This is a genomic window from Vescimonas sanitatis, assembly GCF_049060325.1.
Classification (GTDB): domain Bacteria; phylum Bacillota; class Clostridia; order Oscillospirales; family Oscillospiraceae; genus Vescimonas; species Vescimonas sanitatis.
Genome location: NZ_JBMGPW010000003.1, coordinates 142,337 through 163,879 on the forward strand (window position 1 = coordinate 142,337; position 21,543 = coordinate 163,879).

Annotated in this window: 23 protein-coding genes and 3 pseudogenes; 25 read left to right on the forward strand and 1 reads right to left on the reverse strand. The window is 50.1% G+C overall.

The features are described 5' to 3' along the window. The first annotated feature begins 71 nt into the window (after nt 1-71). The 13 genes and pseudogenes from ACOMDU_RS05430 to ACOMDU_RS05490 all read left to right on the forward strand — a co-directional run bounded on the left by ACOMDU_RS05430 (nt 72) and on the right by ACOMDU_RS05490 (nt 7,864). A complete protein-coding gene (locus ACOMDU_RS05430) occupies nt 72-230 on the forward strand; it encodes a transposon-encoded TnpW family protein (protein ID WP_002596227.1) in 159 nt (52 codons plus the stop codon). A gap of 41 nt (nt 231-271) precedes the next feature. Next, a pseudogene (locus ACOMDU_RS05435) lies at nt 272-1,105 on the forward strand (VirD4-like conjugal transfer protein, CD1115 family); the annotation flags it as partial. Between the two features lie 63 nt (nt 1,106-1,168). Next, nucleotides 1,169-1,297: pseudogene (locus tag ACOMDU_RS05440) on the forward strand (Maff2 family mobile element protein); the annotation flags it as partial. 189 nt (nt 1,298-1,486) lie between these two features. Next, nucleotides 1,487-1,810, forward strand: a complete 324-nt coding sequence (locus tag ACOMDU_RS05445; protein WP_055247170.1) for a PadR family transcriptional regulator — start codon at nt 1,487-1,489, stop codon at nt 1,808-1,810. Further along, nucleotides 1,807-2,391 carry a DUF2812 domain-containing protein gene (locus tag ACOMDU_RS05450; protein ID WP_118300897.1) on the forward strand — a complete coding sequence of 195 codons (585 nt, stop codon included), beginning with the start codon at nt 1,807-1,809 and terminating at the stop codon, nt 2,389-2,391. Before ACOMDU_RS05445 ends, ACOMDU_RS05450 begins: the two co-directional genes overlap by 4 nt. Nucleotides 2,392-2,548: 157 nt before the next feature. Next, nucleotides 2,549-2,992, forward strand: a complete 444-nt coding sequence (locus ACOMDU_RS05455; protein WP_007054578.1) for an RNA polymerase sigma factor — start codon at nt 2,549-2,551, stop codon at nt 2,990-2,992. Continuing rightward, nucleotides 2,985-3,185 carry a helix-turn-helix domain-containing protein gene (locus tag ACOMDU_RS05460; RefSeq protein WP_118300895.1) on the forward strand — a complete coding sequence of 67 codons (201 nt, stop codon included), beginning with the start codon at nt 2,985-2,987 and terminating at the stop codon, nt 3,183-3,185. Before ACOMDU_RS05455 ends, ACOMDU_RS05460 begins: the two co-directional genes overlap by 8 nt. A 542-nt stretch (nt 3,186-3,727) precedes the next feature. Continuing rightward, nucleotides 3,728-4,126 carry a plasmid mobilization protein gene (locus ACOMDU_RS05465; protein ID WP_118300937.1) on the forward strand — a complete coding sequence of 133 codons (399 nt, stop codon included), beginning with the start codon at nt 3,728-3,730 and terminating at the stop codon, nt 4,124-4,126. Beyond that, complete coding sequence (locus tag ACOMDU_RS05470; protein WP_118300891.1) at nt 4,098-5,714, forward strand: relaxase/mobilization nuclease domain-containing protein; 1,617 nt, start codon at nt 4,098-4,100, stop codon at nt 5,712-5,714. The genes ACOMDU_RS05465 and ACOMDU_RS05470 overlap by 29 nt, the downstream gene beginning before the upstream one ends. A 185-nt stretch (nt 5,715-5,899) precedes the next feature. Further along, nucleotides 5,900-6,094 (forward strand): hypothetical protein, encoded by a 195-nt coding sequence (locus tag ACOMDU_RS05475; protein ID WP_081731938.1) that lies wholly within the window; start codon nt 5,900-5,902, stop codon nt 6,092-6,094. After that, the gene (locus tag ACOMDU_RS05480) at nt 6,084-6,827 is read left to right on the forward strand and encodes a phage replisome organizer N-terminal domain-containing protein (RefSeq protein ID WP_024738893.1); all 744 of its coding nucleotides are present in this window, start codon (nt 6,084-6,086) and stop codon (nt 6,825-6,827) included. Before ACOMDU_RS05475 ends, ACOMDU_RS05480 begins: the two co-directional genes overlap by 11 nt. Continuing rightward, entirely contained in the window at nt 6,824-7,663 is an 840-nt protein-coding gene (locus ACOMDU_RS05485) for an ATP-binding protein (protein WP_118543665.1), read from the forward strand. The genes ACOMDU_RS05480 and ACOMDU_RS05485 overlap by 4 nt, the downstream gene beginning before the upstream one ends. Nucleotides 7,664-7,675: 12 nt before the next feature. After that, nucleotides 7,676-7,864 carry a transposon-encoded TnpW family protein gene (locus tag ACOMDU_RS05490; protein WP_024738895.1) on the forward strand — a complete coding sequence of 63 codons (189 nt, stop codon included), beginning with the start codon at nt 7,676-7,678 and terminating at the stop codon, nt 7,862-7,864. 50 nt (nt 7,865-7,914) lie between these two features. On the opposite strand, the gene ACOMDU_RS05495 is transcribed toward ACOMDU_RS05490, so the two are convergent. After that, a complete protein-coding gene (locus ACOMDU_RS05495; protein WP_024738896.1) occupies nt 7,915-8,535 on the reverse strand; it encodes an alpha/beta fold hydrolase in 621 nt (206 codons plus the stop codon). A gap of 212 nt (nt 8,536-8,747) precedes the next feature. Between ACOMDU_RS05495 and ACOMDU_RS05500 the strand changes: the two genes are divergently transcribed. From ACOMDU_RS05500 to ACOMDU_RS05555, 12 genes and pseudogenes are all read left to right on the forward strand, one after another. Next, a complete protein-coding gene (locus ACOMDU_RS05500; protein WP_270510241.1) occupies nt 8,748-10,358 on the forward strand; it encodes a recombinase family protein in 1,611 nt (536 codons plus the stop codon). A gap of 90 nt (nt 10,359-10,448) precedes the next feature. Then, nucleotides 10,449-10,541: pseudogene (locus ACOMDU_RS05505) on the forward strand (Maff2 family mobile element protein); the annotation flags it as partial. 70 nt (nt 10,542-10,611) lie between these two features. Further along, entirely contained in the window at nt 10,612-11,475 is an 864-nt protein-coding gene (locus ACOMDU_RS05510) for a VirB6/TrbL-like conjugal transfer protein, CD1112 family (protein ID WP_421129425.1), read from the forward strand. A gap of 4 nt (nt 11,476-11,479) precedes the next feature. Continuing rightward, nucleotides 11,480-12,388 carry a radical SAM protein gene (locus ACOMDU_RS05515; protein WP_040415648.1) on the forward strand — a complete coding sequence of 303 codons (909 nt, stop codon included), beginning with the start codon at nt 11,480-11,482 and terminating at the stop codon, nt 12,386-12,388. 1 nt (nt 12,389) lies between these two features. After that, a complete protein-coding gene (locus ACOMDU_RS05520) occupies nt 12,390-12,782 on the forward strand; it encodes a PrgI family protein (RefSeq protein ID WP_007860207.1) in 393 nt (130 codons plus the stop codon). Further along, a complete protein-coding gene (locus tag ACOMDU_RS05525; protein WP_055143062.1) occupies nt 12,742-15,138 on the forward strand; it encodes a VirB4-like conjugal transfer ATPase, CD1110 family in 2,397 nt (798 codons plus the stop codon). The genes ACOMDU_RS05520 and ACOMDU_RS05525 overlap by 41 nt, the downstream gene beginning before the upstream one ends. Next, nucleotides 15,135-16,091, forward strand: a complete 957-nt coding sequence (locus ACOMDU_RS05530) for a DNA-methyltransferase (protein WP_055143064.1) — start codon at nt 15,135-15,137, stop codon at nt 16,089-16,091. Before ACOMDU_RS05525 ends, ACOMDU_RS05530 begins: the two co-directional genes overlap by 4 nt. Nucleotides 16,092-16,129: 38 nt before the next feature. Continuing rightward, complete coding sequence (locus tag ACOMDU_RS05535; RefSeq protein WP_431603105.1) at nt 16,130-18,058, forward strand: C40 family peptidase; 1,929 nt, start codon at nt 16,130-16,132, stop codon at nt 18,056-18,058. A gap of 21 nt (nt 18,059-18,079) precedes the next feature. Further along, a complete protein-coding gene (locus tag ACOMDU_RS05540; protein ID WP_003508256.1) occupies nt 18,080-18,346 on the forward strand; it encodes a DUF4315 family protein in 267 nt (88 codons plus the stop codon). Beyond that, nucleotides 18,336-19,067, forward strand: coding sequence for a DUF4366 domain-containing protein (locus ACOMDU_RS05545; protein WP_055143068.1), 732 nt, complete (start codon nt 18,336-18,338; stop codon nt 19,065-19,067). The genes ACOMDU_RS05540 and ACOMDU_RS05545 overlap by 11 nt, the downstream gene beginning before the upstream one ends. Beyond that, a complete protein-coding gene (locus ACOMDU_RS05550) occupies nt 19,064-21,139 on the forward strand; it encodes a type IA DNA topoisomerase (RefSeq protein WP_002584963.1) in 2,076 nt (691 codons plus the stop codon). Before ACOMDU_RS05545 ends, ACOMDU_RS05550 begins: the two co-directional genes overlap by 4 nt. Beyond that, entirely contained in the window at nt 21,136-21,504 is a 369-nt protein-coding gene (locus ACOMDU_RS05555) for a cysteine-rich VLP domain-containing protein (RefSeq protein ID WP_002584962.1), read from the forward strand. Before ACOMDU_RS05550 ends, ACOMDU_RS05555 begins: the two co-directional genes overlap by 4 nt. Nucleotides 21,505-21,543: the final 39 nt, after the last annotated feature.

A 21,543-nucleotide genomic window follows, 5' to 3' on the forward strand; every position in this document is an offset into this window, starting at 1 on the left:
GTTCCCTCATACCGACACCGCCCGATGATGAATAGTTACCGGGCACTTTTTCATTTACAGGAGGATTTTGAATGAACAATACCGCAACCAACACCGCCACTTGCCCGACTGTCAGAAAGCAGATTGGCAAGACCACCTATATCGTCCGTGTGCATTTCAGCGAGACCGCCAAGGAGACGATGGAGGACAAAATCAAGCGTATGCTCCGTGAAGAAGTCCGCAAAATGTGACTTCTTTTTGAATTTGATGAAAAAGTCCTTGACTTTTCGTCTCTGGCAAAACGGCAAAGTCAATCCTTATTTCTTGCGGTGCGCGTCTTGCCCCTTTTGATATAGAGGAACTCCGGGAACTCATGTCCTATGATGAATTGGAACTTGATACATTGGGCGACAGGAAAACCGCGCTTTTCCTCATAATGAGCGATACCGACGACACCTTTAATTTTGTTATCGCTATTCTGCAATCGCAGCTTTTCAATTTGCTTTGTGATAAAGCGGACGACGAATACAACGGCAAATTGCCTATTCATGTCCGGTTTTTGCTTGATGAATTTGCCAACATCGGGCAGATACCCCGCTTTGATAAGTTAATTGCGACCATTCGCAGCAGGGAAATGTCCGCTTCTATCATTCTGCAATCGCAGAGCCAACTAAAAGCCATTTACAAGGACGCGGCAGAAATCATACTTGATAATGCCGACAGCACCTTGTTTTTGGGAGGACGTGGGAAAAATGCAAAGGATATTTCGGATAACTTGGGACGGGAAACAATCGACAGTTTCAATACTTCCGAAAATCGCGGCACGCAGGTTTCTCATGGACTTACTTATCAAAAATTAGGAAAGGAGCTGATGACACAGGACGAAATAGCAGTTATGGACGGTGGGAAATGTATTTTGCAGCTACGCGGTGTGCGTCCCTTTTTAAGCGACAAATACGACATCACGAAACACCCGAACTACAAATACCTTTCCGACTTCGACAAAAGAAACGCTTTTGACGTGGAACGGTATATGTCTACCCGTCCGGCAATCGTAAAGCCCGATGAAGCCTTTGACATATACGAAATAGATTTGTCCGACGAGGACGCAGCCGCCGAGGAATAACGGCGGCATTTTCATTTTCAACAACTTTTTTTGAGCCGCACAGCGGCAGAAAGCGAGGTTTATATGGAGTTTTTCAACAGCGCAGTTGGTGTATTGCAGACTTTGGTTATCGCGCTTGGCGCAGGTCTTGGCATTTGGGGTGCCATTAACCTCATGGAGGGTTACGGCAACGACAATCCGGGCGCAAATGCTCATGTGCGGTAAAGAAGCTAAACCAAGACAAAGGCAGCCAAGGCTACCGCTATACCGTATAAGAATGGAGCAGTAACACCAAGATGTTGCTGCTTCATTTTCATATTTCCAAATTTCTTTGAACGCTGTTGACTTCTATTACGGTTAGTGATATATTTATTACAGTAACCGTAACAAGGAGGATAAACAATGCGTGATAATATGAAAGGTGGTGCGCTTACAGAAGTGACATTTTACATTTTACTTTCTCTCTATGCTCCAAAACATGGATATGCTGTCATGCAATTTATCGAAGAAAAAACAGGTGGGCGGCTTTCATTGGGAGCAGGCACTTTGTATGGTGCGCTAAACTCTTTGCAGGAAAAGAAATGGATTAAGCCTTGCGGAGATTGTGAAGGTAGAAAAAAAGAATACATCATTACCTCACTGGGAAAAGAAGTTGCGAAAAAAGAACTTGTAAGGCTTAATGAACTTGTAGAGGTTGCAAGTGGAATTATTGGAGGTACAGTATGAGAAAAAAATGTTATCATTTTTTTGGTGGTCTGTTGAATGCACAGGCGAATTGGCTGAATAAAATGTCGGAGAAGGGCTATCGTCTTATTCGAGCGGGGAAAATGTTATATGAGTTTGAAGAATGTAAACCTAATGAAGTAAAATACTGTGTAGAATTTATCGGAGAAAAATCGAAAGAGAATGCAAAAGACTATTCCCTCTTTTTGGAAGATATGGGCTATAAGGTATTTTTCAAAAATATCAATCTTAACTATTCTGTCGGTAAGGTGCGTTGGCGTCCATGGGCTGAAAAAGGCGGACGCATTGCGACCAACACTACAACCTTCAACCGTGAATTGTTGATTGTAGAAAAAGAGAATGATGGAAAGCCGTTTGAACTTCATACTTCCTATGAGGACAAGGAAAACTATTACAGAAATCTGCGTAATCCATGGTTGTTGATACTGCTTATGTTTGCAATATTTGCAGTTATAAATCATTCGATTGTTTTTGGTGTGCTTGCTTTGATTTCTCTGATTCCCGTTCTTATATATCAAATACAAATCATGCACAACAGACAAGAAGCAAAAACACAAGAATGATAATATAAATAGCAAATCCAGCCGAGCCAGTCAACGGCAAGTAAATGGGCTGCACCCACCGTTGACAGCCCCGCCTGTCCTTGCCGGTGGGTAATCAAGGGGCGACAGCAGAAAATGCTGCCGCCCTTTCCCATAATTGAAGAAAGGGGGATTTTCCATGACCGAACAGGAAGCCTATCAAGAACATATCCGCTATACCCATGATACCTATTGCCGGATTGTTATTCGCCATGCGTCCTTTGACGCTGCCCGTATGCTGGCGGCGAGGTGGAGACGGGAAATCTCTCTTGAATATTTGACCGAAGAAAAGTTTGTCCCACTAAGCACCACAGACGAGTATTTTCAAGTGCCGGACTATGGCGAAACTTATCTGTTTTCTGTCCGGGGGCAGACGATATTTTTAGATAGCTGTTCCCTTGCGGCGGCTCTTGCCGGGCTGCCGGAACAGACACAAGAGGAAATCTTTTTATATTACTTCCAGCACTTGACACAGAAAGAAATCGGAGAACAAAGCGGCTGGACACGCAGCACAATCGGGCGGCATATTCAGCTTGCCTTGAAGCGGCTGAAAGAGGAAATGGAGGTGTTGTCCCATGAGTAACCGACTTCTCCCCTATGACACTATCATAAAGGCACATGAGGGCGACCCCATAGCGATACAAGCCGTCCTTGACCGATACGCTGGATATATCCGCTACTTCTCCAACATGAACGGTTATTATAACTCTGATATGGAGGACTACATCAGAACAAAGCTGATTGAAAGCCTGTTCAAGTTTCGGCTTGACCGATAACATAAAAACTGAATATCCCGCCGCCCCGCAGCGGCACATGAAGCAGTAAATCCGAAAAAGATTTGCTGCTTTTTTTGCGCCCATTTTTGGCAAATTTCCAAATGTTCCGTATTAGACAGTGAAGCCAAAAAAGATTGCCGTTTTTTTCAGACGGCGAGCAAAACACAGTTTCCAAAACGCCTTATTGTCGGGAAAGACCACGCCGCAGGAAAAGTTCTTGCCGGAAAGTCCGTCATTTTTGCTTTTTGCGGTGTTGTAGGGAGTAAGGGGAGAACGCCGCCCGCAGCCTTTTATAAAAAAGCTGGTTATAGATTTCCCGAAAAAGTGGCAGTAGCAAGTGAACGGCAGTCCGGCAGTTTCTTAGAGCAAGATTCTACCGAGGTGCCAAAATTCGCTTATCGCTCATTTTGCCCCTGCGGGAATCTTGTTGGGGAGTGCCTTCCCCAAACCCTGCTATGCGGCTTGTGCCGCTTGAAAATCCCACCAAAAAATACTTAAAAAATCGCCCACAAAACGGCGGTAAGTGAAAGGAGTTGATACCCATAGGAAAGCGATACAATACGCCCCACCGAAGCCATGTAGTCAAGACACGCATGACCGAAGAAGAATATGCCGACTTCACAGAACGGCTAAAGAATTATGACATGAGCCAAGCCGAGTTTATCCGACAAGCCATTACAAGGGCGACCATTCGCCCCATTGTTACCGTTTCCCCGGTCAATGATGAACTGCTGTCCGCTGTTGGAAAGTTGATAGCCGAATACGGAAAAATCGGCGGCAACCTTAATCAGATCGCCCGTGCCCTCAACGAATACGGAACGCCCTACAATACGCTGTCCGTTGAAGTGCGAGCCGCCATTTCCGACCTTGCCGCCTTGAAGTTTGAAGTCTTGCGAAAGGTAGGTGACGCTGTTGGCAACATTCAAGCATATCAGCTCTAAAAATGCGGACTACGGTGCAGCCGAGCAGTATCTAACCTTTGAGCATGACGAGTTTACCATGAAGCCCACCCTTGACGAAGCCGGGCGGCTCATTCTCCGGGAGGATTACCGAATAGCCACGCTGAACTGCGGCGAGGAAGATTTTGCCGTTGCCTGTATGCGGGCAAATCTCCGATACGGCAAGAACCAAAAACGGGAAGATGTGAAAAGCCACCACTATATCATTTCCTTTGACCCACGGGACGCAGCGGACAACGGCTTGACCGTAGACCGGGCGCAAGCATTGGGCGAGGAATTTTGTGCCGAGCATTTCCCAGGACACCAAGCCATTGTCTGTACCCACCCGGACGGACACAACCACAGCGGCAATATCCATGTTCACATTGTTATCAATTCTCTGCGTATCGAGGAAGTACCCTTACTGCCCTACATGGACAGACCGGCAGATACCCGTGCCGGGTGCAAGCACCGCTGTACGGACGCTGCTATGGAATACTTCAAAGCCGAGGTCATGGAGATGTGCCACCGGGAAAATCTCTATCAAATCGACCTTTTGCATGGCAGCAAAAACCGCATTACCGAGCGTGAGTATTGGGCGCAGCGGAAAGGGCAGGCAAAGCTGGACAAGGAAGCTGCCGCCTTGCCAGCCGAGGAGCAGCCAGCCAAGCCCACGAAGTTTGAAACAGACAAGGAAAAATTGCGGCAGGCCATACGCACCGCGCTGTCCTCTGCCGCAAGCTATGGCGAGTTCGCCGCCGTTCTCTTGCAACAGGGCGTGACTGTCAAGGAGAGCCGAGGGCGGCTATCCTACCTCACGCCGGACAGGACAAAGCCCATTACCGCCCGCAAGCTGGGAGATGATTTTGACCGCGCTGCCGTTCTTACTCTTTTGGAGCAGAACGCCCACAGAGCCGCCGAAAAGACCGTACCCATACCCGAATACCATACCGCTGAAACAAACCGCACAGAGCGAGGAAAAACGCAGAAAATCGCCCCGACAGGCAACATTCAGAGAATGGTTGACCGTGCGGCGAAGCGAGCCGAGGGAAAAGGTATCGGCTATGACCGTTGGGCGGCTGTCCACAATCTCAAACAGATGGCGGCTACCGTTGCCGCTATGGAGCAATACGGCTTTACCCCGGATGAACTGGACGCAGCCCTTGTGTCTGCCAATGCGGATTTACACAGCAGCACCGCCAAGCTGAAGCCCATTGAAACGGCTATCCGTGAGAAAAAGGACTTGCAGAAACAGGTGCTTGCCTATGCCAAGACAAGAGATGTGCGTGACGGCTTGAAAAAGCAGAAAACCGATAAGGCACGCAAAGCCTACCGGGAAAAGCATGAAAGCGACTTTATCATAGCAGACGCAGCCGTAAGATATTTTCGGCAAAAAGACATTATCAAGCTGCCCACCTATAAATCGTTGCAGGCTGAAATCGAGCAGCTTACCGCCGAGAAGAACGCCCTTTACAACGAGTACCGGGCAAATAAAGAGCGTGTCCGGGAGTTGCAGACCATGAAAAGCAATCTTTCCCAAATGCACCACGGCGAACCGAGCAGACAGAAAAAGCATGAACAGGAGCGTTAAAAACCGCCCCGAAATGATACCGAAACCAAACAAAAACAGGGATATACCCTTACCCCTATCCGCAATACTCCCCGACCTCAAAACAGGGCGTACAGGGCAAAAAATCCCCGAAAATGATACCGAGAAGATACAGTTTTCCCGCCCTATCCGTGATACCCACGGAAACGGCAGAAAGGAGCGTACCAATGCCACGCATGAGCAACAAACGGCGGATTGAATGGAGCTTTTTCCTCAACCACCGAAACCGAATTACCTATAACGACCTTTGCCGGGGGTGCACCCACGATTGCAAGCAGAGTTTCCGAGCCGTGATTATCCTCTGCCACCGGTATTACTCCAAGCGTTGGAAACCAAAGGAGGACACCGCCTATGGCAGATAACCGCAAATATTACTACCTCAAACTGAAAGAAAGCTATTTTGATGATGACGCTATCGTGCTGTTGGAGAGTATGCCGGACGGTATTCTCTATTCCAACATTCTCTTGAAGCTGTACTTAAAATCGCTGAAAAACGGCGGCAAGTTGCAGCTTGACGAGAATATCCCTTACACAGCACAGATGATCGCCACTCTTACCCGTCAGCAGGTAGGCACGGTGGAACGGGCGTTAGGGATTTTTCAGCAGTTGGGGCTTGTGGAGCAGCTACACGGCGGCTTGCTCTACATGACCGATATTGAACTGATGATAGGGCAATCCTCTACCGAAGCGGAACGAAAACGGGCGGCAAGGCTTGCAAACAAGGCTTTGCCACCACCCCGGACAAACGGCGGACATTTGTCCGACATTCGTCCGCCAGAGATAGAGATAAAGAAAGAGATAGATATAGAGATAGAAAAAGAGAGAGAGTTAGAAACGGGACAAGCCCCCGCCCGCAGCTATGGCAGATACAACAATGTTTTTCTTTCCGATACGGAACTGGACGAGCTGAAAGCGGAACTGCCCGACAAATGGGAGTATTATATTGACCGCTTATCTACTCATATAGCGTCCAAAGGAACGAAATACCGCAGTCATGCAGCCACGATATACAAGTGGGCGCAGGAGGACGAAGCCAAGAAACCGCCGAAAAAAGGCATACCCGATTACACCTTTAAGGAGGGCGAGAGTTTATGACTGAACTTTTTACCGATACCGTTTTGAATATGATGACTACTACCGCAGAGCCGGAGGACTACACGGGCGAGGACGGTCTGCTTTACTGCAGCAAATGCCGCACGGCGAAAGAAGCCTACTTTCCCAAAGAAACCGCCGCATGGTTGGGGCATGACAAGCACCCGACAGAATGTGACTGCCAACGGGAGAAGCGTTTGGAATGTGAATCCGCCGAGGAACGCAGACGACACCTTAACACCGTTATGGAACTGAAACGCCGGGGCTTTACCGACCTCACCATGCAGGAATGGACTTTTGCACATGACAACGGCAAATGCCCGCAGATGAGCAAGGCACATTTATATGTGGAGCATTGGGAGCAGATGAGAGAAAACAACTATGGTCTGCTCTTGTGGGGCAAGGTAGGCACAGGAAAAAGCTATTTTGCCGGGTGCATTGCCAATGCCCTTATGGAACAGGAAATCTCCGTCCGCATGACAAACTTTTCTGCGATACTGAATGATTTAACTGCCAGCTTTGAGGGGCGAAACGAATATATCGAGCGTCTTTGCCGTTTCCCTCTGCTGATACTTGATGATTTTGGTATGGAGCGTGGCACAGAGTACGGTTTGGAACAGGTCTACAATGTAATTGACAGCCGATACCGCAGCCGAAAGCCGCTGATTGTCACCACCAATCTAAGCCTTACGGAACTGCAGAATCCACAGGACACCGCCCACGCCCGTATCTATGACCGAGTGCTTGAAATGTGTCTGCCTATCCTCTTTACAGGCAAGAACTTCCGAAAGGAAACGGCACAAGCCAAGCTCAATGGACTAAAAGAACTGTTGAAATGAAAGGAGTTGCCTATGACAGAAAACAAACAGAATAACAATGACCGCACCGACCGCCGCCCGGACTGCGTGACGGAGATCCGCATGGGTAACACCGTGCTTGTTGTGTCCGGCTTTTTCAAGAAAGATACCACAGCCACCGCAGCCGACAAGATGATGAAAGTGCTGGAAGCGGAAACTGCTACACAAAAAACGGTGATTTAACATGATACTGAAAAGCGGTCACGCTTTTGGCGTGACCGCTGGCGGAGAAATTATAGGTTGAAAAATGCGGAGAGTGCTTTCCCCAAATCTTCGGGAGCGTCTATGTTTACTTCATGTCCAGAATTTTTAATCACTAATAATTCGGCTTGTGGTAACTGCGATTGAAGCTGTAAAGAAGCCTGTTTATTTGCTGCATCTTTCTCCCCGCAGATAACCATTACAGGGCTATTGATACACTTCAATTCTTTTTGGAAATCCAAGTTTATCATGGATTTTGACAGATTGATAAAATCCGTTTTACCAAGTCCCATGCTTTCAAATGTTCTTTTAGGCATAAACCGAAAGAGCATATTTTGAAATTGCAAGAGTTTTTTCGGCATTGTATATTGTGTCGCAACCAACGCCAAAGAGTTTATTTTATCTGGATTTTCAATCCCATATTGCAATGCGAGAATACCGCCTAAAGATAGCCCACAGATATTGACCGGTTCTGAAAATTGCTTACAGTATTCGGAGAAAGCAAGATATAAAACTTGATAGCAGACCTCTTTATCTTCAAACCAATCAAAAAGGTTCGGGCATAAAATGTCCGCACTTTTCCCCATAGTGTTAATCGTATTTTTCCAGCTTGATGATGTTTGCCCTAATCCATGAAGTAATATAGTTTTCATTTTCTCTCCTGCAATGTCTGATGTGTATTTACGGTAAAGTATATCACAGAGTTATGAACTTTTCTATCTTTTTTGCAGCGAGAAGCCGCACAGTAAAAAATCGTCATTTTGACAGGCGGTAAAGAAGCAGAAGCCGCTATACAGACAGCCGCCCCATGTGGTATAATCGAAATACGGAATAGTGGGGCTGGCTGTCGGAAACGGAGGATTTTATGTTAAGACAGACCAACCAACAACCAATTACCGCCCTTTACCCAAGACTTTCCCATGAGGACGAGCTGCAAGGCGAGAGCAATTCCATTTCCAACCAGAAGCGTATTCTTGAAACCTATGCAAAGCAGAACGGCTTTTCCAATCTGCGCTGGTACACGGACGACGGTTATTCTGGTGCGAACTTTCAAAGACCCGGTTTTCAAGCCATGCTTGCGGACATTGAAGCCGGAAAAGTCGGGACAGTTATCGTAAAGGATATGTCGAGGTTAGGGCGAAACTACCTGCAAGTGGGAATGTACACGGAAATGGTTTTCCCACAGAAAGGCGTCCGCTTCATCGCTATCAATGACGGAGTGGACAGCGCACAGGGCGACAATGACTTTGCCCCGCTGCGGAATATCTTTAACGAATGGCTGGTGAGAGATACGAGCAAGAAAATCAAAGCAGTAAAACGCTCAAAAGGTATGAGTGGCAAGCCAATCACAAGCAAACCTGTGTATGGCTACCTCATGGACGAGGACGAAAATTTCATTATTGACGATGAAGCTGCACCCGTAGTTAAGCAGATATACAACCTCTGCCTTGCCGGGAACGGTCCGACCAAGATAGCCCGTATGCTCACAGAGCAGCAAATCCCCACGCCGGGAACGCTTGAATACCGCAGGACGGGCAGCACCCGCCGCTACCACCCCGGCTATGAGTGCAAGTGGGCGACCAATACCGTAGTGCATATCCTTGAAAACCGGGAATACACGGGCTGTCTGGTAAATTTCAAGACAGAAAAACTTTCTTACAAAGTCAAGCACAGTGTAGAAAATCCCCCGGAAAAGCAAGTGATTTTCGGGAACCACCACGAGCCTATCATAGACACCCAAACATGGGAACGGGTGCAGGAGCTTCGCAAACAGCGCAAACGCCCAAACCGCTATGATGAAGTGGGTTTGTTCTCCGGCATACTGTTCTGTGCGGACTGCGGCAGCGTGATGTATCAGCAGCGATACCAGACGGACAAGCGCAAGCAGGACTGTTATATCTGCGGCAACTACAAGAAACGCACCCATGACTGTACGGCGCACTTTATCCGCACCGACCTCTTGACCGCTGGTGTACTCTCCAATCTGCGGAAAGTGACCAGCTATGCGGCAAAGCATGAAGCCCGGTTTATGAAGCTCTTGATTGAGCAGAACGAGGACGGGGGCAAGCGCAGGAACGCCGCCAAGAAAAAGGAGCTGGAAGCCACCGAGAAACGCATAGCCGAGTTATCCGCTATCTTCAAGCGACTGTATGAGGACAGCGTGACCGGGCGCATATCAGACGAGCGTTTCACAGAGCTGTCGGCAGACTATGAAGCGGAGCAACGGGAACTGAAAGAAAGAGCCGCTGTTATTCAAGCGGAGCTTTCCAAAGCACAGGAAGCCACCGTGAACGCAGAAAAGTTTATGAATGTTGTCCGGCGGCATACCAGCTTTGAAGAACTTACCCCTACTTTGTTGCGGGAGTTTGTAGAGAAAATCGTTGTGCATGAGTGCAGCTATGACGAGAACAAGACCCGTAGGCAGGACATTGAGATTTATTATTCTTTTGTTGGCAAGGTGGACTTGCCCGAATAACCGCCCGACCTATCCGACACAAGAGCTAAGTGCCGGATAGGAACGGCAAAATTTTTTGCACTTCTATTACTTCTTTATCACACATCAACAAAGAGCCAGGGCATGAAGCAGCTCATGGCGGGCGGCGGCGTCGCTTTGATCGGCGGCACCCTTGTTCCCCTGCTTTCTCAACTTTTTGGATAATGCCTAAAACAAATACCACCCGCCGCGCCCTCTCGGAAACGGGAGGGCGCGGGAAAGGAGGGATTAACTTTTGATATGGCAGATGATTGAAGATTGGTTTCGCGGCATTTTGACAGACGGGATTTTATCGAACCTTTCCGGCTTGTTTGACAGCGTAAATACAGAGGTTGGAGAAATCGCAACACAAGTCGGCACGACCCCCGCCGGGTGGAACGCGGGCATATTCAACATGATACGCAGCCTTTCGGAAAACGTCATTGTACCGATTGCGGGCGTTATCATTACCTTTGTCATGTGTTATGAACTAATCCAGCTTGTAATTGAAAAAAACAATCTGCACGATCTCGACACTTGGATTTTCTTCAAATGGATTTTTAAGACCTTTGTTGCGGTGCTGCTGGTAACAAACACTTGGAACATCGTCATGGGAGTTTTCGACGTTACGCAGAGCTTCGTCAATCAGAGCGCGGGGGTTATCATATCCGATACAAGCATAGACGTTACCACCGTCATTACCGACATTGAAGCAAAACTCGACGCTATGAGCGTGGGCGGTCTTTTGGGGTTATGGTTTCAATCCCTCTTTGTAGGGCTTACCATGAAAGCCCTGTCAATCTGCATTATGCTTGTGGTGTATGGGCGCATGATTGAAATATATCTTGTAACGAGCGTTGCCCCTATCCCTATGGCAACAATGGTAAATCACGAATGGGGCAGCATGGGACAGAATTACTTAAAATCTTTGCTTGCGCTTGGTTTTCAGGCGTTTCTGATCTTGGTGTGTGTCGGCATTTATGCGGTGTTGATACAAACAATCGCAGCGACCGACGACATTTCCGGCGCGATCTGGGCTTGCATGGGCTATACCGTCCTCTTGTGCTTTACGCTTTTCAAAACGGGAAGCCTTGCAAAGAGCGTCTTTTCGGCACATTAAGGGGGTGAGTTATGATTTGAAAATCGGTTTAATCGACGTTGACAGCCATAATTTCCCCAACCTCTGCTTGATGAAGCTATCCGCGTATCATAAAGCAAAGGGGCATACGGTGGAATGGTGGAACGCAAAGGGGCGGTACGACCTTGTATATAAAAGCCGCGTCTTTACGGACACCTATTCCAAAGACACGATAACCGTTACCAACGCGGAACAAGTTATTTTCGGCGGTACGGGCTACGACACGAAAAACCGCTTGCCGCCGGAAGTGGAACACAGTTACCCGGATTATTCTATCTACCCGCAGTTTTTCGGGATTGCCTACGGCTTTTTAAGCCGGGGTTGTCCGAGAAATTGCGGGTTTTGCATTGTCAGCAGTAAAGAGGGACGCAAAAGTGTTAAGGTTGCGGATTTGTCCGAGTTTTGGAAATGGCAGCCGGAAATAAAAATCATGGACGCTAATCTGCTTGCCTGTCCCGACCATGAAAATCTCATTGAGCAGCTTATACGAAGCCGCGCATGGGTGGATTTTTCGCAAGGGCTGGATATTCGCCTTGTGAACAGGGATAATGTCAGCCTGTTAAATCGGGTACGGATAAAAGCGGTACATTTTGCATGGGATAATCCCGACGAGGACTTAACCGGGTATTTCCAACGTTTTTTGGATTTGACCGCCATTAAGAGCAGCCGCCAGCGGCGCGTGTATGTTCTTACCAACTACGGCAGCACTCACGAACAGGATTTATACCGCGTGAACACCTTGCGGGCTATGGGCTTTGACCCGTATGTGATGATTTACGAGCGTCCAACCGCCCCGCCTGTTACCCGCCATTTGCAACGGTGGGTAAATAACAAACGGCTTTTCTATGCTGTCCCCCGTTTTGAAGATTACATTCCGGGCAGAAAGGAGGTTTGAAATGGCGTATGTAACCGTCCCAAAGGACTTAACAAAAATCAAAAGCAAGGTAATGTTCAACCTTACGAAACGACAGCTAATTTGTTTCAGCGCGGCGGTAGCAATCGGACTGCCGCTGTTCTTTTTGGTAAAAGACAGCGTTGGAACAACCACAGCGGCATTGTGCATGGTGCTTGCCATGCTGCCTATGTTTTTGCTTGCCATGTACGAGAAAAACGGGCAACCGCTGGAAGTGATTATTCGGCAATTTGTGGAAGTGAAGTTTCTTCGCCCCAAAGAGCGACCTTATCAGACCAACAATTTTTATGCCGCCCTTGCGCGGCAAGAGCAATTAGATAAGGAGGTACGGGCGATTGTCAAAGGAAAAGAAAAACACCCAAAACGAAAAGCGTAAACTTTCCCGACAGGAAAGAAAACAGATAGATACCCTTATCCGACAGGCAAAGGGCGACGGGAAGCCCCATACGGCGCAGGACAGCATACCGTTTGAGCGAATGTATAAGGACGGGATTTGCCGCCTTGCAAACGGGCGGTATTCCAAGTGCATTGAGTTTGAGGACATCAACTATCAGCTTGCGCAGCCGGACGACAAAACCGCCATTTTTGAAGCCCTTTGCGATATGTATAACTCGTTCGACGCTTCTATCAGCGTGCAGCTTTCCCTAATCAGCCGCCATGCGAACAAGGACGATTTCAAGAACAGTATCACGATTGCGCCGCAGAATGATGACTTCGACAGTATCAGAGCAGAATACACCGAAATGCTTAGGACGCAGCTTGAACGCGGAAACAACGGGCTTATCAAGACCAAGTTTCTCACCTTTACCGTTGAAGCAAAGGACATTAGATCGGCGCGGGCGCGTCTTGCCCGCATTGAAACGGACACCCTCAACCATTTTAAGGTGATCGGCGCGGCGGCGCGGGTATTGGACGGGAAACAGCGTCTTGAAGTGCTGCATGGGATTTTCCACCCGGACGGGGAACGCTTTAACTTTGCGTGGGAATGGCTACCCGCAAGCGGTCTTTCTGTCAAAGACTTTATCGCGCCGTCCTCTTTCCGATTTGGCGACGGGCGAATGTTTCAAATGGGCGGCAAGTTTGGCGTAGTTTCCTTTTTGCAGATCGTCGCGCCGGAACTCTCCGACCGTATGCTTGCCGACTTCATGGACGCGGAAAACGGGATTATCGTCAATCTGCACATTCAGAGTATCGACCACAACGAAGCAATCAAGACGATTAAGCGCAAGATTACCGACCTTGACCGTATGAAAATCGAGGAACAGAAAAAAGCAATCCGCAGCGGCTACGACATGGATATTATTCCGTCCGACCTTGCCACCTACGGCGGGGAAGCAAAAAACCTACTCCGCGATTTGCAGAGCCGCAACGAAAGAATGTTTCTGCTTACGCTGCTTGTCTTAAACCTTGCAGATACCAAGCAGAAATTGGATAACGAAGTATTTGGAGCGGCGGCAATCGCGCAGAAATACAACTGCATTTTGACCCGCCTTGACTACCGGCAGGAACAGGGGCTTATGTCCTCTATCCCGTTGGGGGAAAACCTTATCCATATCCAGCGCGGCTTGACGACCAGCAGCACCGCCGTTTTCGTTCCCTTTACGGTGCAAGAGCTGTTCCAAAGCGGCGAAGCATTGTATTACGGCTTAAACGCCCTTTCCAACAACATGATTTTGTGCGACCGAAAGAAGCTGAAAAATCCCAACGGCTTGATACTCGGCACACCGGGCAGCGGCAAAAGTTTTTCTGCAAAACGCGAAATCACAAACGCTTTTCTTATCACGTCCGACGACATTATCATTTGCGACCCCGAAGCCGAATATTACCCCCTTGTCGGACGTTTGAAAGGACAGGTTATCAAGGTTTCGCAGAACAGCACGCAGTACATTAACCCTATGGATATTAACCTCAATTACAGCGAGGGCGACACGCCCATAGCCTTAAAGAGCGATTTTATCCTTTCCTTTTGTGAGTTGATTATGGGAGGTAAAAACGGGCTGGAAGCTGTCGAAAAGACCTTGATTGACCGCGCTGTTATCAGCGTGTACCGCAACTACCTTGCCGACCCGAAGCCGGAGAATATGCCGATTTTGGGCGACCTCTACGACGAGATCAAGAAGCAGCCGGAAAAGGAAGCGCAGCGTATCGCGGCGGCATTGGAACTCTATGTAAACGGCAGCTTGAACATTTTTAACCACAGGACAAACGTTGACATTCATAATCGCCTTGTCTGCTTTGATATTAAGGAACTCGGTACGCAGCTTAAAAAAGTCGGTATGCTTATCGTCCAAGACCAAGTATGGAACAGAGTAACGGTAAACCGCAGCGAGGGCAAGGCGACGCGGTATTACATCGACGAATTTCATTTACTCTTGAAAGAGGAACAGACCGCAGCATACAGCGTCGAGATTTGGAAGCGTTTTAGGAAGTGGGGCGGTATTCCGACAGGTATCACGCAGAACGTCAAAGACCTTTTGACGAGCAGAGAAGTTTCAAACGTTTTTGAAAACAGCGATTTTGTCTATATGCTCAACCAAGCACAGGGCGACAGGGAAATCCTTGCAAAGCAGCTTAACATTTCGCAGCAGCAAATGACCTATGTAACCCATTCCGACGCGGGCGAGGGGCTTATTTTCTACGGCAACGTGATTTTGCCCTTTATTGACCGTTTCCCGCAGGATACGGAACTGTACCGCGTCATGACGACCAAACCCGGCGAGGTGTCGGCATGAGGATAGAAACGGACAAAATCTATTGCGGCGACAGCTTGCAGGTGCTTCAAACCTTGCCGGAAAACGCAGTTGATTGTTGCGTAACGTCCCCGCCCTACTATGCCTTGCGGGACTATGGCGCAGACGGGCAGATCGGACGGGAAGCAACGCCGGAAGAATATGTTTCCCGCATTACGGCGGTATTCCATGAGGTAAAGCGGGTGCTTACGCCGGAGGGGACTTGTTGGCTGAATATCGCGGACACTTATTGCGGCACAGGCAGCAAAGCCGACCACCAAGACCCCAAATATCCCAAAGGCAGGAACGGGCAGCAAGTGGCGTTCAACCACCGCGCCCCCGGCTGTAAGCCCAAAGATTTAATCGGTATTCCGTGGCTTGTAGCCCTTGCCTTGCGGGGCGACGGTTGGTATTTGCGCAGTTCTATCATTTGGCACAAAACAAACCCCATGCCAGAAAGCACGCGGGACAGGCCGACCCGCTGCTATGAATATGTGTTTCTGCTTACCAAGTCAAAGAAGTATTACTACAATTGGCAAGCAGTAGCCGAGCCGATAGCCCCCACAACGGCGGGGCGGCTGAAAAGCGGAGTTAGCAAAGGAAACAAGTATAACGTTACTGTTCCGGGGCAAAACCAGCCGCAGAAAATCAACCGCCCCCGCGAAAAGGGCGCATACGCCGACGAGTTGATTTGTCCCGTCCGCAGCCGTCGCAACGTTTGGCAGATCAACAATGTCGCGTATCATGGCGGGCATTTCGCAGCATACCCGCCCAAACTTGCGGAAACGTGCATTTTGGCGGGCTGTCCCGTGGGCGGGATTGTCCTTGATCCGTTTTTAGGCAGCGGCACCACCGCAGCGGCGGCAAAGCACCTTTCCCGCCGCTATATCGGCATTGAGTTAAACCCCGACTATTGCACCCTTGCAAAACAGCGGATTGGAGGTGATGAAGATTGAGCAAGGAATGGAAAGCCCCCGACAAGGTAACGCAGAAAATGACCCGCGACGGGGCGGTTGCGGAAAACCTCACGACGGGCGAAACAACGAGTATCAGCGAAAGGCCGCAGGAGGAAAACTATTCCCAAGCCCCTACCGCAGCGGCAGAAAAGGCTGTTGACCGTATCGGCGCAGAGGTTGAACGGCAAGCGGCAAAGGGCGCAGGGAAAAAAGCCCTTGACGCGGCGCAGCTAAAAACCCATACTTCCCGCTTGCAGTTTTCCGAAGCGGAACGGGCAACGCCGGAATTGCAGAAATCTATCCGTAAATCCGAGAAAGCGGCAGACCGTTTAGACGCAGCGCGGGCGGCTATCCCCAAGCAGACCAAAATCAAGAAAGAGCGCGTTTTTGACGAAGCGAAAGGCAAGGCAAAGACGCGCCTTTCCTTTGAAAAGACGGATAAGCCCCCAAACGGCAAGTTGCGGCATAACCCCTTGTCCCGTCCGGCGCAGGAGTTGAACAGCACCGTACATGGGAAAATCTACGAGGTTGAGAAAGAAAATGTCGGTGTGGAAAGCGGGCACAGGGTAGAACTTGCGGGCGAGAAAGCGGGCGGTATGGCGGCGCGGACGGTAAAGCGCGGCATACGCAGCCACAAGCTGAAACCCTACCGGGCAGCGGCGGCAGCCGAGAGAAAGGCGGTAAAGGCAAACGCCGATTTCCTCTATCAAAAGGCGCTGCACGATAACCCCGCCCTTGCGCACTCAAACCCGATTTCCCGTTTTTGGCAGAAGCAGCGCATTAAAAAGCAGTATGCAAAGACGCTGAAAGCGGGCGGCAAAGTGAAAAAGACCGCCGAAGCCACCGCAAAGGCGGCGAAGAAAACCGCGCAGGAAACCAAACGGGCGACGTTCTTTGTCGTCCGGCACTGGAAAGGCTGCTTGCTTGTGGGCGGGATTGCCTTTATCGTGCTTCTGCTTTTCGGCGGCTTGTCCTCTTGCTCCCTCTTTGGCGGCAACAGCGGCAGCGGCTTAATTGCGTCGTCCTATCTTTCCGAGGACGCGGATATTACAGGCGCGGAAAGCGCGTATGCCGCTATGGAAGCCGAGTTACAAGATATGCTGAATAATATCGAGCGCGAATACCCCGGCTATGACGAATACCGGGTGAACGCGGACGAGATCGAGCATGACCCCTATGTGCTAATCTCTATCCTTTCCGCGCTGCATGAGGGCGTGTTTACCCTTGATGAAGCGCAAAGCACCCTTGAAATGCTCTTTGAGAAACAGTATATCTTGACCGTTGAGGAAGAAGTACAGGTACGATACCGCACCGAAACGAGGACGGACAGCGAGGGCAACGAATATGAGGTTGAAGTACCCTACAACTATTACATTCTCCATGTGGATTTGGAAAACTTCAACCTTTCCCATGTCCCCGTCTACATCATGGGCGAGGAACAGCTATCCATGTACGCTATGTATATGTCGTCGCTGGGAAACCGCCCCGATTTGTTCCCGTCGTCCGGCTATGTGTCTAAATACTATGAAAACCCGCCCGCCGATTATGAAGTACCCGCCGCGCTGCTTAATTCCGATGAACAGTTTGCGCGGCTCATAGAGGAAGCGGATAAATACGTCGGCTTTCCCTATGTGTGGGGCGGCAGCACCCCGGAAACCTCTTTTGATTGCAGCGGCTTTGTGAGTTATGTATTGACGAACAGCGGCCTATACAATACGGGCAGACTTGGGGCGCAAGGGCTTTACAACATTTCAACCCGCGTTTCCAACCCGCAGCCGGGGGATTTGGTTTTCTTTACGGGTACATACGACACGCCGGGGGTATCTCATGTGGGTATCTACGTTGGCGAGGACGGGGACGGAAGCCCCGTCATGCTGCATTGTGGCGACCCGATACAATACGCAAAACTTGATACAAGCTATTGGCAATCCCATTTTTACGCCTATGGGCGGCTACATTACAACTGACTTTGAAAGGAGTTTATTTCTATGGCAAACACGAAACTTGACCGTATCGAAAGGGATATTGAGAAAACGAGGGCGAAAATCCTTGAATACCAAAAAAGGCTGAAAGACCTTGAAGCGCAGAAAATCGAGGAAGAAAACGCGCAGATCGTTCAAATGGTGAAAGCGGTACACCTTGACGGGGCGCAGCTTGCCGCGTTCCTCTCCGCTTACGCCAGCGGCGAAATTGCCTTGCCACAGCCGGACGCAGACTACACCGACGAACAGGAGGAAACCGAAGATGAAGCATAAAAAACTGTTCCGCAGCGTTACCGCTTTGCTTGCCGCCCTTGTACTCATGGGCGGCTTTTCTGTTACCGCTTTTGCGGGCGGCGGTGATGTGAGCGACGAGCCGCCTACCCCCGTAACCGAAACCGAGCCGGAAGAAACGACGGGCGGCTATGAGCCGCAGCCCTTAACGCCGGAGGGCAACATGAGCCTTGTGGACGACATAACGGGCGAAGCGTCCGGCGATAAGCAGTTTATTACCGTCGTTACGAAAAACGGAAACTATTTTTACATCATCATTGACCGCGCCGAGGACGGGGAAAATACCGTCCATTTCCTTAACCAAGTGGACGAAGCGGATTTAACCGCCCTTATGGAGGACGGGCAGACCGAAGCCCCCGTTTGTAGCTGTACTGAAAAATGCGTTGCCGGAAGCGTCAACACCGATTGTCCCGTTTGCAGCGTCAACATGAGCGAGTGCGCGGGCAAGGAAGCCGAGCCGGAGCCGGAAGAAACCGAGCAGCCGCCGGAAGAAGAAAAAGGCGGCGGCATGGGTATTCTGCTTGTCGTGCTGCTTGTTGCCGCAGCGGGCGGCGGCGCGTTCTACTACTTTAAGATTTTGAAGCCCAAAAAGGACGCGGCGAAAGGCAGCAGCAGCCTTGACGACCTTGATTTTGACGAGGACGACGAGGAAACGGAAGTAGTCGAAACCGAACAGACCGAGCAGGAGGACGATAATCTATGAAACTTGTAATTGCAGAAAAACCGAGCGTCGGGGCGGCGATTGCCGCCGTTATGGGCGCGAATGAAAAGCGCAGCGGATATTTTGAGGGCGGCGGCTACCTTGTGTCGTGGTGTATCGGGCATTTGATTAGCCTTGCAGACGCGGCGACCTACAATGAACAATTCCGTAAATGGAAGTACGACGATCTTCCCATTGTCCCGCAGGAGTGGCAGTTTATTGTTGCCAGCGGCAAGGAGCAGCAGTTTTCCATTCTCAAAGACCTTATGCACCGCAGCGACGTTACCGAGATTATCAATGCTTGCGACAGCGGGCGCGAGGGGGAACTCATTTTCCGCTTTGTCTATGAACAGGCGAATTGCAAAAAGCCCTTTTCCCGCCTTTGGATTAGCAGCATGGAAGCAAGTGCAATCCGCGAGGGCTTTTCAAATCTCAAAGACGGGCGCGGCTATGACAACCTCTATCAATCCGCGCTTTGCAGAGCAAAGGCCGATTGGCTCATTGGCATTAACGCGACCCGCCTTTTCTCTATCCTCTACCATAAAACATTGAATGTCGGCAGAGTGCAAACGCCCACCCTTGCTATGCTGGTAAACCGCGACTATGCAATCAGCAGCTTTAAGAAAGAGAAATATCATGTCGTCCGGCTGGACGTTGGCGGCGTTGCCGCCCTTTCCGAAAGGCAGGACGACGAAGCGGCGGCGCGGCAGATGAAAGCGGCTTGCGAGAAATCGCAGGCCGTTTGTACTTCCCTTAAAAAAGAGAAAAAGACCGCAGCCCCGCCGAAACTGTTTGACCTCACCGCCTTGCAGCGGGAAGCAAACCGTTTGTATGGGTTTACGGCGAAACAGACCCTTGACTATGCGCAAGCCCTTTATGAAAAACGGCTTTTGACCTATCCCCGCACCGACAGCAAATATATCACTTCCGATATGGAGGGCAGCACAAAGGAACTTATCACCGGCCTTTGCGCTGCTCTCCCCTTTATGCAGGGCGTGAAGCTGCAAGCCGACCTTGCGAGGATTTGCGACAACAGCAAAGTAACCGACCATCACGCCATTTTGCCGACAGCGGAGTTTGTGAAAACGGGCTTTTCTTCCCTTGCCGAAAGTGAGAAAAAGCTAATGACCCTTGTGTGCGCAAAACTGCTTTGCGCCGTTGCCGCGCCCTATGAGTATGAAGCGGTTACGGCGGTTTTCACTTGCGGCGGCTATACCTTTACCGCAAAGGGCAGGACGACGCTTTGCGAGGGTTGGCGCGAGATTGAAAGACTATCCCGCGCCGCGTCCGGGGAACAGGACGAGGACGCAGAGCCGGAAGCGGTTTTACCCCCGCTTGCCGAGGGGCAGACCTTTGACAATCCGGCAGCGGAGATCTCCGAACGTTACACGCAGCCCCCAAAGGCATTTACCGAAGATACGTTACTTTCGGCTATGGAGAGTGCGGGAAAGGAGGACACGCCGGAGGACGCGGAGCGCAAAGGGTTAGGCACCACCGCGACGCGGGCGGGTATCATTGAAAAACTCATTAGCGCGGGCTTTGCCGAGCGCAAGGGCAAAAAGCTAATCCCCACAAAGGACGGGTATAACCTTGTCGCTATTCTGCCCGACAGCCTTACGTCCCCGCAGCTTACGGCAGAATGGGAAACGCGCCTTACCGGGATTGCAAAGGGCAGCGACAGCCCCGCCGACTTCATGCGCGGGATTGAGGAAATGACAGCGGGGCTTGTCAAGACCTATTCCGCGATTTCCGAGGATAAAGCGAAGCTGTTTACCCCGCAGCGGGAAGCAATCGGCACTTGCCCCCGTTGCGGCGCGGCGGTTTACGAGGGCAAGAAAAACTTTTACTGCTCCGACAGGGCTTGCAGCTTTGTGATGTGGAAGAATGACCGCTTTTTTGAGCAGCGCAAAAAGGCTTTCACAAAGGCGATTGCCGCCGCCCTTTTGAAAGACGGAAAGGTAAAAATCAAAGGTATGTACTCGACCAAGACGGGAAAGACCTTTGACGGAGTTGTGCTGCTTGCCGACACAGGCGGCAAGTATGTAAACTTCCGCGTCGAGCAGAACCGAAAATGATAAGGCTTGATGAAAAGCAATACCGCGCCGTAAAGAAAATGACCCGCGCCGCTTGTGCAAACAACGATTGCGGGAATTGTCTGCTGCTGGACGACGGGGAAACTTGCGTTTGTGTGCAGAGTATCAGCTATTCGCTGCTATGCCGCTATTTCCGCGAAGCGGTATTACCCGCCGACAGGCAGCTTTGCGAACAGATCACCCGCAGCGGGGAAACCGATTTGAAGCGTTGCGCGGTATGCGGCAGCACGTTTGCGGCGGGCAGCAACCGGGCGAAATACTGCCCCGATTGCGCGGCAAAGATACGCCGCAGACAGAAAGCCCAAAGCGAGAGAAACAGGCGTTTACGGATAAAAACAACTACATAGCAAGCACAGCAAACGAGTACCCGTTTGCGAGAAATGCCC